General features: G+C 75.7%; 11 protein-coding genes. 8 read left to right on the forward strand and 3 right to left on the reverse strand.

Annotated features, from left to right (window positions below):
* Positions 1–14: 14 nt before the first annotated feature.
* Together ACFYO8_RS26055 and ACFYO8_RS26060 are read right to left on the reverse strand one after the other, a co-directional pair.
* On the reverse strand, positions 15–467 hold the full coding sequence (locus ACFYO8_RS26055) for an SRPBCC family protein (protein ID WP_354872309.1): 453 nt from the start codon (positions 465–467) through the stop codon (positions 15–17).
* A gap of 101 nt (positions 468–568) precedes the next feature.
* Positions 569–928: an STAS domain-containing protein gene (locus ACFYO8_RS26060; RefSeq protein WP_354872311.1), complete on the reverse strand. Its 360-nt coding sequence runs from the start codon at positions 926–928 to the stop codon at positions 569–571.
* 417 nt (positions 929–1,345) lie between these two features.
* Between ACFYO8_RS26060 and ACFYO8_RS26065 the strand changes: the two genes are divergently transcribed.
* From ACFYO8_RS26065 to ACFYO8_RS26075, 3 genes are all read left to right on the forward strand, one after another.
* Entirely contained in the window at positions 1,346–1,750 is a 405-nt protein-coding gene (locus ACFYO8_RS26065) for a hypothetical protein (RefSeq protein WP_354872314.1), read from the forward strand.
* A 158-nt stretch (positions 1,751–1,908) separates the two neighbouring features.
* Positions 1,909–2,583, forward strand: coding sequence for a BON domain-containing protein (locus ACFYO8_RS26070; protein ID WP_354872317.1), 675 nt, complete (start codon positions 1,909–1,911; stop codon positions 2,581–2,583).
* 107 nt (positions 2,584–2,690) lie between these two features.
* Positions 2,691–3,242, forward strand: a complete 552-nt coding sequence (locus ACFYO8_RS26075) for a DsbA family protein (RefSeq protein WP_354872320.1) — start codon at positions 2,691–2,693, stop codon at positions 3,240–3,242.
* 7 nt (positions 3,243–3,249) lie between these two features.
* Here ACFYO8_RS26075 and ACFYO8_RS26080 read toward each other — a convergent pair whose 3' ends face one another.
* Entirely contained in the window at positions 3,250–6,021 is a 2,772-nt protein-coding gene (locus ACFYO8_RS26080; protein ID WP_357710725.1) for a LuxR C-terminal-related transcriptional regulator, read from the reverse strand.
* A gap of 155 nt (positions 6,022–6,176) precedes the next feature.
* On the opposite strand from ACFYO8_RS26080, the gene ACFYO8_RS26085 reads away from it, so the two are divergent.
* The 5 genes from ACFYO8_RS26085 (at position 6,177) to serS (ending at position 11,857) form a co-directional block, all read left to right on the forward strand.
* Positions 6,177–6,620 (forward strand): hypothetical protein, encoded by a 444-nt coding sequence (locus tag ACFYO8_RS26085; protein ID WP_357710728.1) that lies wholly within the window; start codon positions 6,177–6,179, stop codon positions 6,618–6,620.
* Positions 6,617–7,753 carry an alcohol dehydrogenase catalytic domain-containing protein gene (locus tag ACFYO8_RS26090; protein ID WP_354872329.1) on the forward strand — a complete coding sequence of 379 codons (1,137 nt, stop codon included), beginning with the start codon at positions 6,617–6,619 and terminating at the stop codon, positions 7,751–7,753. Before ACFYO8_RS26085 ends, ACFYO8_RS26090 begins: the two co-directional genes overlap by 4 nt.
* 19 nt (positions 7,754–7,772) lie before the next feature.
* Entirely contained in the window at positions 7,773–8,948 is a 1,176-nt protein-coding gene (locus tag ACFYO8_RS26095) for a saccharopine dehydrogenase NADP-binding domain-containing protein (protein WP_354872331.1), read from the forward strand.
* Positions 8,949–8,979: 31 nt separating this feature from the next.
* Positions 8,980–10,137, forward strand: coding sequence for a MerR family transcriptional regulator (locus ACFYO8_RS26100; protein WP_387257667.1), 1,158 nt, complete (start codon positions 8,980–8,982; stop codon positions 10,135–10,137).
* A 436-nt stretch (positions 10,138–10,573) separates the two neighbouring features.
* Positions 10,574–11,857 (forward strand): serine--tRNA ligase, encoded by a 1,284-nt coding sequence (gene serS / locus ACFYO8_RS26105; RefSeq protein ID WP_387257669.1) that lies wholly within the window; start codon positions 10,574–10,576, stop codon positions 11,855–11,857.
* Positions 11,858–11,910: the final 53 nt, after the last annotated feature.

The raw sequence follows: 11,910 nt of genomic DNA on the forward strand, positions 1-11,910 counted from the left end.
AGGGGTCGGCCGGGTCAGGCCGGCCGGCCCTCCAGGGTCGGTCCGAGACGCGCCGCCAGGCCCAGGTGAGCCGCCCGGGCCTGGCGGAACGCGTACCCGAAGAGCGGCGCCGGCGCGGTGAGCGTGATCTCCACCTCGATGCGTACCGTGCCGTCGGGCTCGTCGCACAGCCGGGTGTAGTTGCGTACGGTCGTCGCGGGCTGCTGCCGCGCGACGGTGACCACCTCGTCCTCGCTCGCGATCAGCACGTCCGCCTGGTAGGTCACCGGGAAGTGCAGCGGGCCGAGTTGCAGCCGGTCGGTGATCGCGTAGCTGGACAGCGCGCCGGGCCGGGCCGGCAGCCTCCGGACCCGGACGATCAGCGGATGCAGCTCACCCTGGCGACTCAGGTCGCCTAGCAGGGCGACCGCTCCGGCCCGGCTGCACCGGGCCTGAACGGTGTAGCTGAAGCTGTCGCTGCTCTGCAAGCGGGCCCCCTCGCCGTCGTGCGTCGCGACGATCGTCCCGTACCGACGCCGGACTGGCAACGGGTAGAAGGTCCCCTGGCCGCAGGGGGTGCGAGCGACGCTCAGGCGCCGGGCAGCACCTCGGGGGTGTCGTCGGCGAACCACGGCTCAGGCGCGCCGAAGAGGCCGAGCAGGCCGGTCACCCAGAGCTGCCGGTGCACGAACCGGCTCGGCTCGGTGACCACGAGCTTGACGCCACTGACCTCGCAGGTCTGGAAGCCGGCCACCATGGCGCTGATGCCGACCGAGTCGATGAACGTGACAAGCCGCATGTTCAGCTCGATCCGGGCGGGGCGGGCCTTCGCGAGCACCTCGGCGATCGCTTCCCGCACCTCGTACGCGGTGTCGACGTCGATCTCCCCACGGGGCGCGATCTCGACGACACCACCCGGCCGCACAGACTTCACGATCGACAGGCTCACGCGAGCACCTCCACTCGCCCATGACGGGCGCCTCATCAGTACGCGGGCCGCGACCGAGCGTATTCCTCCCACGCCCCGGTCGCCACCCCCCGGGATGAGCAATTCACGAACTGGGCACACCTGGGCCTACCCAATCCGGAACACCGGGTTCCAGTTTCTCCTCTTCGGCGGGCCCCGGCCAACCGTGCGACCGGGCGGGCCCGCCGATCCGCCGACCAGGGTAGCTGGCGCCCGCCCGTCCCGTCCGCACCCGCCCCGGCGCGTTCGAGAGGTTCGTCCCGTTCACCGCTCACCGCCGTCACCCGGGCGTGGTTTGCCGCGGCGTCCGGCGGGGCACTGCCCGAGACAGTGAACCCGCCGGATGGACACCGGAGTCCGAAGTGGCCGCCGGCCTTCGGCACCCGAGGAGGTAGAACGATGTTCGGATCCAACCTGCTGGACCGCCGGGGCAAGGCCGAGCGGGTCGCCGACCAGGCGTGGCAGCACCTGCTCTCCGCCGCCGGTTCCGCCGGTGACAGCGTGCGCGACGCCACCCGGACCGCCCGCCGCAGCTCGTCCGGCCTGGCCGACGACGCCACCGGCCTGGTCGGTTCCGCCGCCGAGGAGGCACGCCGCCGGGCCGGTCGCGCGTTCGACGCGCTCGCCGGCCGCCGTCCCGCGTTGCCCTGGACGCTGCTGATCGCGGCGGCGCTCGCCGGCGCGGCGATCGGCTGGGCCGCCGGCACCGCGGCACGCGCCGCCGGCAGCCGGGACCGCGCCGCGGACGAGATCGAGTTCGTGGACGTGGACCGGCCGAACTCCCCGGCCGGCCTGGACGGCTGACCCACCCGTACGACACGACGACGGCCGCCCCGGGACTCCCGGGGCGGCCGTCGTGCTGCCTCACCCGGACCGGGTGAGGGCGGCTCACCCGGGACACGCGCAGGATCGCGGGTGCGGGACCACGTGCCCGCGCCGCGATCGACGGGAGGGAGAGCCGGATGGCCACCGACACGATCACGCGTACCGACCGGGACATCCAGTCCGCCGTGCTCGACGAGCTGACCTGGGAGCCCCGGGTCGGCCCGGACGAGATCGGGGTGACGGTCACCGAGGGCGTGGTGACGCTCACCGGCCGGGTGGACAGCTACGCCAAGAAGTGGGCCGCCGAGCGGGCCGCGCACCGGGTCACCCGGGTCCGCGCGGTCGCCAACGACCTCGCCGTCCGGATCGACACCGCTGCCGGACGGGAGGATCCGGAGATCGCCGTCGCCGCCGTCCGGGCGCTGGAGTGGGACGCGTTCGTGCCGATCGAGGCGTTGCAGGTGACGGTGGCCGACGGCTGGGTCACACTGCACGGCGAGGTCGAGTGGGAGTACCAGCGGCGGGCCGCCGAACGCGCTGTCGCCCGGCTCACCGGCGTACGCGGGGTGAGCAACGGCATCGCGGTGCGTCCCACCGTCCACCCGGACGGACACGACCTGGCCGAGCGGATCGTGGACGCGCTGGCCCGCAACCGCGCCACCGGGGGCGAGGAGATCGACGTGCGGGTGCACGGCGACACGGTGCTGCTGGACGGGCAGGTCCACTCGACCGGCGAACGCGAGGAGATCGAGCGGGTGGTGTGGAACGCCCCCGGCATCCGGGAGGTACGCAACCACCTCGCCGTGCGGTGAGACGGAACCACCCGGCCCGGGTGAGCCCGGCTCACCCGGGCCCCGGCCACCGTGGGAGGCATGAGTGATCCGAACCGGCTGACCACGAGCGGGCGGGTGAGTGCCGGATGACCACGCCACTTCAGGTCACCACCGCGCGGCTACGGGTCCCGGTGACCGAACGCGACCACGTCCGCGGGCCGGTGGACGCGCCGGTCACTGTCGTCGAGTACGGCGACTTCCAGTGCCGGTTCTGCGGCGTCGCGTACCCGAACCTGACCGAGGTGCTGCGTCAGCGGGCCGACGTGGTGCGGCTGGTGTACCGGCACTTCCCGATCACGAACGTCCACCCGTACGCGGAGAACGCCGCGGAGACCGCCGAGGCCGCCGCCGCGCGGGGCCGGTTCTGGGAGATGTACGACTGGCTCTACCAGCACCAGGACCAGCTCGACCCGGTACACCTGTCGCTCGGCGTCGAGCAGGTCGGCCTGCCGCCGGAGGAGGTCGTCGCGGAGGTCGGCCGCCAGGAGCACGCCGACCGGGTCCGGCAGGACTTCGTCGGCGGCATCCGCAGCGGCGTCAGCGGCACGCCGACGCTGTTCGTCAACGACGTGCGCCACGACGGCGGCTACGACCTGGCCGAGTTGCTCGCGATGGTGGACGCCGCCGCCGACGCCTGAGCGCCGGTCAGATCAGCCGCAGCTCGCGCGCCCGCCGGACGGCGTCCCGCCGGCGGGTCGCGTCGAGCTTGCGATAGATGTTGCGCACGTGCGTCTTCACGGTGTTCACCGACAGTGACAGCTCGGCGGCGATCTCCACGTTGGACAGGATGCTCTGCAGGTAACGCAGGACGGTCAGCTCCCGCTCGGTGAGCGGCTCGTCGAGCGTGCGGGCCGGAGCGGCCGGCGTCGCGGTGGCCGGTCGCGCGTCCACGCCCCGGACCAGCTCGCTCACCGTGGCCCAGTACGCGGTGCCGGAGTCCAGGCGCGCGGCGAGCAGATCGCGTACCCCCGGGTCGGCCCGGGTGAAGACGCGCCGGAGGCCGTCCGGCTCGGCGAGCGCCAGCACCTCCTCCAGCAACCGGCCGGCCCGCCGGGCGCCACCGCCGGCGTCGGCCAGCGCCGCGTCGAGCAGCCCGGCGCCCAACCGCACCGGCAGCGGCCAGTCCGCCGCCCCGGGCGCGGTCCAGTCGGGCAACGTCCGCTCGGCCGCCTGGGCGTCACCGGCGCGCAGCCGCAGCCGCGCCGACGCGAGCGCCGGCGCCGGCCCGTGGCCCGCCGCGTCGAGCAACGCCCGGGCACCGTCGAGGTCGCCGACGGCGGCGCGTACCTGTGCCTCGTCGGCGGCGAGCCGTCCGGCCAGCTCCGGGCCGGGCGCGGCCGTCCGCGCCTCGGTGAGCGTGCGCAATGCGCCGCCCGGATCGCCGCCGTCGGCCAGCAGCCCGGCGCGGCAGAGCGCGGTGAGGGCGGCGCCGCCCGGCTCCGCGCCCGCCGGCCCGGCGAGCGCCAGGTGGGCGGTGGCCTCCGCCGGCCGGTCCCGCTGCCAGTCCACGAACGCCAGCGCCAGGTACGCGTAGCCGCAGTCGGACCGTGACGACCAGCCCTGGCACTGCGGCATCACCAGCGCCTCCCGGGCCAGGTCCTCGGCGCTGCGCAGCGCGCCCCGGGCCGCCTCCAGCAGCGCCGAGCGGCTGACGCAGAGCAGTTCGGTACGCGGTCGCCCGGCCCGCCGCGCCGCCTCCCGCGCCGCGGCGAACCGGTCCCGGGCGGTGGACAGCTCCCCCTCGGCCAGCGCGGCCAGCCCGTCCGCGGCGCCGGCCACCGCGCGCACGTCGTACCGCTCGGCCGTCCCGGCGCGCGGGTCACCGGCGCCCGCGTCCGGGCCGGTCGGGGACGCCTGCGCCGGGCCGGTGGACAGCAGGCGGTCGGCGGCCCGGCGTACCTCCTCGTGGTCGCCGCCGATCCGGGCCAGGCTGAGCTCCACGGCGGCGGCCAGCCGGCCGAACCGGTCGCGGCGCGGCGCGGGCAGGTCGTCGGCCTGGGCGAGCGCCCGCCGTAACTGCGCGTCGGCGGCGACCCGGTCCCCGGCGTACGCGCGCTCGGCCGCCGCGGCCAGCGCCAGCTCCGGATCCCGGCGGACCGCCTCGGCGGGCGGCTCGGGTGGGGCCGGCACGGCGGCCGGTTCGTCCGGCGCCAGCTCGGGCCAGCGGGTGACGAACAGTTCGGTGGCGTCGGTCCATTCGCCGGCCAGGAGCGCGTGCCGCAGCGCCTCGGCCGGGCGGTCGTGGGCGCCGTACCAGCCGGCCGCCCGCCGGTGCAGCTCACGCACCTCGTCGGCGGGCAGCCGGTCCAGCTCGTCGCGCAGCACGTCGGCCAGCAGCGGGTGCGGCCGGAACCACTGCGGGTCGCCGCCGTCCCGGTGGAGGAAGCCGCCCTCCCGGGCCGCCTCGGCGAGCAGGTGACCGGCGTCGGACCGCCCGGTCAGCGCGACGGCCAGGTCGGCGTGGACCGCGCCGGCCACCACCACCCGGCGCAGGACGTCGCGGGTCGCCGGTTGCAGCGGGGCGAGCACCTCGTCGCGCAGGTACGCGGCGACGTCCGGCTGGTCACCGGCGAACCGGTCCACCGCGCGCGCCGGATCGGCGTCGTCGCCGAGCACGAGCGCGGCGAGGCGCAGCCCGGCCGGCCAGCCGGTGGTGCGCTCGGCCAGGCGGGTCACGGCCGGCGCGGGCACCGACACGCCGTGCGCGACGAGCAGGTCGGCCACCTCGTCGGCGGTGAACGCCAGGTCGTCGGGGCCGATCACGGTCAGCTCGCCGGACAGCCGCCAGTGGTGCAGGGCCAGCGGTGGTTCGCTGCGCGCCCCGGCCACCAGCCGCAGCCGGCCGTCGGCGTGCCGGAGCAGGAACTCCAGCCCGGCCAACGCGTCCGGGTCGGTGACCCGGTGCAGGTCGTCCAGGACCAGCAGCACATGCCGTTCCCGGGCGGCGAGCGCGGCGGCGAGCGCTTCGAGCTGCTCGGGCCGGGGCGGGCCGTCCGGCACCGGTGGCGGTCCGTCCGGGTCGTCGGCGGCGGCGGTGCGCAGGGCCGCCGCGAGGTAGCCCCAGAGTCGCCCGGTGGTCTCGCCGTCGGCCACCGTCACCCAGGCCGGCGACGGCCCGTCCCGTTCTCCCTGCGCCCAGGTCGACAGCGCCGTGGTCTTGCCCCAGCCGGCCGGCGCGCAGACGAGCGTCACCGGCCCGGAAGCGCCCTGTTCCAGCTGGTCGAGCAGCCGGGGACGCAGCAGGACCGGGGCGGGCGACGCGGGCGGCGCCAACCGGGACGACAGCAACGGCGGGCCACCCGGCAGCGTGGCACCGGCGATACCGGGTGAGTCGACGCCGGCGGTGAGCAGATGGGGCGTACCGGTGATGTCGCTCGTGTCGCTCGGCGCGACGACCTGGCCTGCCTCCTCCGGCATGCGTCCCTCCCCCGTCGGTGCGGGCAGCGGTTACCCGGACCGGGCCGGTTCACCCCTTCCGGGCGAACCCGGCTCACCCGGCCGCCCCGCACCCTGTAGGCACGCGGGGCGGCCGGCCGGACGGCGCCGGCCGCCCGGGGACGGCGGGAGGTCGGGTGGCGCGGAGCGGACGGCTGGCGGTCGGCGCGCTGGCGCTCGCGGGAGCGCGGGTGCTGGCACCGGCGGGAGCGCGGATGCTGGCACGCCGCCGGGCGCGGCGGGCCGGCGTCGATCCACGGCCGGGCCGGTGGCAGGTGGTGACGGTGGCCGCGCCGCCCGAACAGGCACTCCCGGCCGGACGGTGGCCCGAGCCGCTGCGCCGCCTCGACGGTGCGGTCGAGGTGTGGGCCCGCCCGGCTCCCGGCGGGCGCGGCACCGAGCTGGCGGTACGCCCGCTGGGCGGGGAGTGCACGCTCCCGGGGTTCGCCGCGCACCTGGTCGGCGACGACCCGGGCCGGTTCCTGCGCCACGTGCTGCGGCAGACCAAGCAGCTCCTGGAGACCGGCGAGGTGCTGCGGGCGGACCCTTCGCCGCCGGACCGGCCGGGGACCGTGACATGAGGGCGCTGTGCTGGGCCGGAGCCGACCTGCTGGAGGTGTGCCGCGTCCCGGATCCGGAGCTGCGCAACGCCCAGGACATGATCGTGCGGGTCCGGCGGAGCACCACCTGCGGCGCGGACCTGCCGCTTCTGGCCGGGCGGGTGCCCGAGGCGTCCGCCGGTGAGGTGCTCGGACGCGAGTTCCTCGGTGACGTGGTCGAGGTCGGCCCGGAGGTACGCCGGCACCGGGTCGCCGACCGGGTGGTGGTGAGCGCGGCGGTGGCGTGCGGGGCGTGCTGGTTCTGCCGGCGGGGGCTGCTCGCCTGCTGCGACAACGGCACGAGCGGCGTGACGGCCGAGCCGGAGTGGGGGCAGCCGTCCGCCGGCGGCTACGGACGGCCGGCCCGGCTCGGTGGCTTCGCCGGTGGCCACGCCGAGTACGTGCGGGTGCCGTACGCCGACATGGGCGCCTTCGCCGTGCCGGAGTCGGTGAGCGACGACCGGGCGGTGTTCGCCGCCGATGCCGCGCCGGCCGGCTGGTACGGCGCCGAGCTGGGCGAGGTCGCCTCCGGCGACGTGGTGGCGGTGTGGGGCGCGGGCGCGGTCGGCCAGCTCACCGCCGACGCGGCGGTGGCCCGGGGCGCGGACCGGGTGGTGGTGGTCGACGACCGGGACGACCGGCTGCGGATGGTCGCCGGGCGCGACGGCGTGGAGGCGCTCAACCACAGGTACGTGGACGTGCTCGCCGAACTGCGCGAGCGCAGCGGCGGCCGGGGCCCGGACGTGTGCGTCGACGCCTCCGGCGTGCCGGCCGCGCCGGGCCGGTGGCCGGTGGCCGAGCCGGACGGCGGTGCGGCGCTGCGCGAGGCGGTGCACGCCTGCCGCAAGGGCGGCGTGGTGGTGGTGCTCGACGCCCGACCCGGATTCGTGGACCGGTTCCCGCTCGGCGCGCTCGCGGACAAGGGGCTCGCCGTCCGCGCCGCCCGCCGCCGGGGCGGGGCCGCGATCCCGGCGCTGCTGGAGCGGATGGCCCGCGACGAGCTGGTCACCGAGCACCTGGCCACGCACCGGATGCCGCTGGAGCGCGGCGCCGAGGGGTACGCGTTGTTCCGGGACCGGGCCGACGGCTGCGTCCGGGTGGTCTTCACCCCATGATCGGGGGCACACTCGCCTGATGCGCGCAGACCGTCCGTACGACCTCGTCCTGTTCGGCGCCACCGGCTTCACCGGCGGGTTGACCGCCGAGTACCTGGCCCGGCACGCCCCGGACCGGCTGCGCTGGGCGCTGGCCGGACGCAATCCGGGCAAGCTCGCCGCGGTGCGGGACCGGCTGGCCGCGATCGACCCGGCCCTGGCCGAGCTGCCGCTGCTGACCGCCGACGTGACCGACACGGCGTCGCTGCGCGCGGTGGCGGAGTGCGCCCGGGTGGTGGCCACCACCGTCGGCCCGTACGTGCACCACGGCGAGCCGCTGGTGGCCGCCTGCGCCGCGGCCGGCACCGACTACCTCGACATCACCGGCGAGCCGGAGTTCGTGGACCGGATGTACGTGCGGCACCACGCCGAGGCGGTGCGCACCGGGGCACGCCTGGTGCACGCGTGCGGCTTCGACTCGATCCCGCACGACCTGGGCGTCTGGTACACGGTCAAGCAACTGCCGGCCGACGGGCCGGTCGCCGTGGACGGCTACGTCCGGGCCGGTGGCCGGTTCTCCGCCGGGACGTACCACTCGGCGCTCACCGCGTTCTCCCGTACCGGTGAGATGAGCCGGGCGGCGCGGGCCCGCCGGGCGATGGAGCCCGGCCCGGACGGACGCCGGGTCCGCGCGGTGCCGGGCAAGGTCGGCCGGGTACGCGAGTTCGGTCAGTGGGCGGTGCCGCTGCCCACCATCGACCCGCAGGTGGTCCGCCGGTCCGCGGCGGCCCGCCCGGAGTACGGCCCGGACTTCCGCTACCGGCACTTCGCGGCGATGAAGCGGCTACCCACTGTGCTCGCGGCGGGTGTCGGGCTGGCCGGTGTGGTGGGGCTGGTGAAGGTGGCGCCGACGCGGCGCTGGCTGCTCGGGCGGCTCGCCTCCGGGCAGGGGCCGACCGCCGAGCAGCGGGCCAGGTCGTGGTTCCAGGTCCGGTTCGTGGGCGCCGGCGGCGGCCGGCGGGTGGTGACCGAGGTGGCCGGCGGCGACCCGGGTTACGACGAGACGGCCAAGATGCTCGCCGAGTCGGCGCTGTGCCTGGCCTTCGACGACCTGCCGGAGACCGCCGGGCAGGTCACGCCGGTCGCGGCGATGGGCGACGCGCTGCTCGATCGGCTGGTACGCGCCGGCATCACGTTCCGCACGCTGTCTGCGTGAGGTTGACCCTCGACCCGGTTGAGGTCACAGGATGACGGCCGTGGAGAGCGAGCTTCGCAGCATCGGCGAACTGGCCCGGGCCAGCGGGTTGACGGTCAGCGCGCTGCGGTTCTACGACCGTTCCGGCGTGCTGGCCCCGGCCCGGGTGGACCCGGTGACCGGCTACCGCTGGTACACCGAGGAGCAGGTGGGACCGGCCCGCCTGGTGGCCGGGCTGCGCCGGGTGGGCATGCCGCTGGCCGGCATCGCCGAGGCGCTCCGGCACCGGCACCGGCCGGCCGAGGTGCACCGGCTGCTGGACGCGCACCTGCGCCGCCTGGAGGACGGCCTGGCCGACGCGCGCCGCGAACTCTCCCGGATCCGCAGCCTGATCGACCCGGAGGAGATCATCGTGACCACCCGCCTCGTGCTGTCCCGCACCGACCTCGCCGCCGCCGTGGACGCCGTACGTTTCGCCGTCGGCGCCGACCCCGGCCTGCCGGTCCTGTCCGCCGTGCTGGTGGAGGTCGAGCCGGACGGGGTCCGGCTGGTCGCCACCGACCGGCACCGGCTCGCCGTGGCCCGGGTAGGCGGCACTGTCGACGGCACTGTCGACGGCCCGCCGGTGAGCGCGCTGCTGCCGGTGGCATCGGTGGACGAACTCCGCGCGCTGCTGGACCTCGACGGCGCCGACGTCACCGAGGTCGTCGTGGCCACCGACCGCGTGACGGTCACGGTGGCGGGCCGGCCGGTGACCGCCGTGCCGCTGCCGTACGACTTCCCGGACTACCGGAGGTTGCTGCGGGCGCAGCTCGGTGACGTGCCCACGTACCGGATCCCGTTCGACGCCGCGGCACTGCGCGCGGCGCTCACGGCCGACGGCGTGCCGGTCTGCCACCGCGCGCACGAGGGCGTGGAGCACGAGGTGGTGGCGCTCGGCCTGGACGGCCGGGGTGAGCTGCGCCTGGTCGACCCGAACGCTGTGGTCGGCGCGGGCGGCGTGGCGGGCGCGGGCGGCGTGGCGGGCGCGGGCGGCGCGGGCGGCCCGGATGCGCTTCGGGTGGCGGTGAACCGGGAGTACCTGCTGGACGCGCTGGGGTCCGGCGACGGCCAGCTCGTGCTGGAACTGGACGGCCCGATCGCCCCGCTGGCCGTGCGGCGGGCCGACGACGCGCACGCCTTCTCGGTCCTGATGCCGGTACGCCTCTGACGCTCCGGCTTCAGGCCGCTCGCCGGTCCCGGCACCGCACCACGGCAGGAATCAGTGACCATGCGTGATGCCGCCGTCGTCCCCAACCCTTCACACCTTGCCGACTTTGCTCTGCAGCCATCCGCGCAACCTTGACGCTCCGTCGAACGCTGCCTCGGTGGCTGCAGAGCAAAGTCGCCAGAGGGGCATGTAGGCCGGAGGGCGGATCCGCGAGATTGACCAGGTCAACGGCATGGCGAGCGGCAACTGTGCGGCACGGGCACCGGAGCACCATCACGGACTGTGAGCGCGACCGACCGACCGCACCACCACTACACGCCGTCACCGGAGAGGGCGTCGCGGCGGCGGGCTGCGCGGGCCGGGCCGGGGCGGCGGGGGCGCGACGGTAGCATCTGGAGGTCCCACCTGACTGCCTGGACGGAGGCGTACGAGCAGCATGCTCGACATGGAGTTGATCCGGAAGGATCGCGAGGCGGTGGCGACCGCGCTGGCGAAGCGTCTGGATCCCGCCGAGGTCACCCGGGCGCTGGACGACATCCAGCGGCTCGACCAGGAACGACGCGCCCTGATCACGGAGATCGACGCCGAGCGGCAGCGCCGCAAGGCCGAGGCGCGCGCGTACGCGGAGGCGAAACGGTCCGGCGGCACGCCGCAGCCGGTCGCCCCGGAGGCCGAGCGCAAGCAGCTCGCGGAGCTGGAGTCCCAGCTCGACGAGGTGCAGTCCCGGCTCCGCTCGGCGATGAGTGAGCTGCCGAACCTGCCCGCCGACGACGTGGTCCCCGGCGGCAAGGAGGCCAACCGGGTGGTGCGCACGTTCGGCGAGGCGCCGGCCATCGAGAAGGTACGCGACCACGTGGAGCTGAGCCGCGCGCTCGGCCTGGTCGACCACGAGCGGGGCGTGAAGCTCGGCGGCTCGGGCTTCTGGATGTACACCGGTCTGGGCGCCCGGCTGGAGTGGGCGCTGGTGAACTGGCTGATCGAGCAGAACATCCAGGCCGGGTACGAGTTCCTGCTCCCGCCGCACCTGCTGCTGGACAGCGCCGGTTTCGCCGCCGGGCAGTTCCCGAAGTTCCACGACGACGTCTACCACATCGACAAGCAGTCGTCCTCGCGCGGCCAGTTCCTGCTGCCCACGGCGGAGACGGCGATCCTCGGCGCATACCAGGACGAGATCCTGGAGACGCCGAAGCTGCCGGTGAAGGCGTTCGCGTACACACCGTGCTACCGGCGTGAGGCGGCCGGCTCGCACTCCGACGAGCGCGGCACCGTACGCGGCCACCAGTTCAACAAGGTGGAGATCTTCCAGTTCACGCTGCCGGAGCAGGCGGGCGCGGCGCTGGAGGCGATGGTCGGGCACGTCGAGGGCCTGGTCGGCAAGCTCGGCCTGCACTTCCAGACCAGCCTGCTCGCCGCCGGTGACGCGAGCGCGTCGATGAAGAAGACGCTCGACGTCGAGGTGTGGATGCCGAGCACCGGCAAGTACAAGGAGGTGTCGTCGGTCTCCTGGGCGGGCGACTACCAGGCGCGGCGGGCGGCGATCCGCTACCGCGAGCCGGGCGCGAAGCAGACCCGCTTCGTGCACACGCTCAACGGTTCGGCGCTGGCCACCAGCCGCCTGTTCCCGGCCATCCTGGAGCAGTGCCAGCAGCCCGACGGCTCGGTGGTGGTCCCGGAGGTCCTCCGCGACAAGCTCGGCACCGACCGCCTCACCCCGCGCTGACCCGCTCCCCCGCCGCCGACGTCCCCGCCTCGCCCCCGCGATCTTGCACTTCC

It is taken from the genome of Micromonospora sp. NPDC005257, from assembly GCF_042872445.1.
In the GTDB taxonomy this organism is placed as follows: domain Bacteria; phylum Actinomycetota; class Actinomycetes; order Mycobacteriales; family Micromonosporaceae; genus Micromonospora.

Excerpts from the sequence above, each read along its gene's own strand:
- ACFYO8_RS26065 (WP_354872314.1), top strand. The coding sequence starts at position 1,346 with ATGTTCGGATCCAACCTGCTGGACCGCCGGGGCAAGGCCGAGCGGGTC.
- ACFYO8_RS26070 (WP_354872317.1), top strand. The coding sequence starts at position 1,909 with ATGGCCACCGACACGATCACGCGTACCGACCGGGACATCCAGTCCGCC.
- ACFYO8_RS26075 (WP_354872320.1), top strand. The coding sequence starts at position 2,691 with ATGACCACGCCACTTCAGGTCACCACCGCGCGGCTACGGGTCCCGGTG.
- ACFYO8_RS26080 (WP_357710725.1), bottom strand. The coding sequence starts at position 6,021 with ATGCCGGAGGAGGCAGGCCAGGTCGTCGCGCCGAGCGACACGAGCGAC.
- ACFYO8_RS26090 (WP_354872329.1), top strand. The coding sequence starts at position 6,617 with ATGAGGGCGCTGTGCTGGGCCGGAGCCGACCTGCTGGAGGTGTGCCGC.
- ACFYO8_RS26095 (WP_354872331.1), top strand. The coding sequence starts at position 7,773 with ATGCGCGCAGACCGTCCGTACGACCTCGTCCTGTTCGGCGCCACCGGC.
- ACFYO8_RS26100 (WP_387257667.1), top strand. The coding sequence starts at position 8,980 with ATGACGGCCGTGGAGAGCGAGCTTCGCAGCATCGGCGAACTGGCCCGG.
- serS (WP_387257669.1), top strand. The coding sequence starts at position 10,574 with ATGCTCGACATGGAGTTGATCCGGAAGGATCGCGAGGCGGTGGCGACC.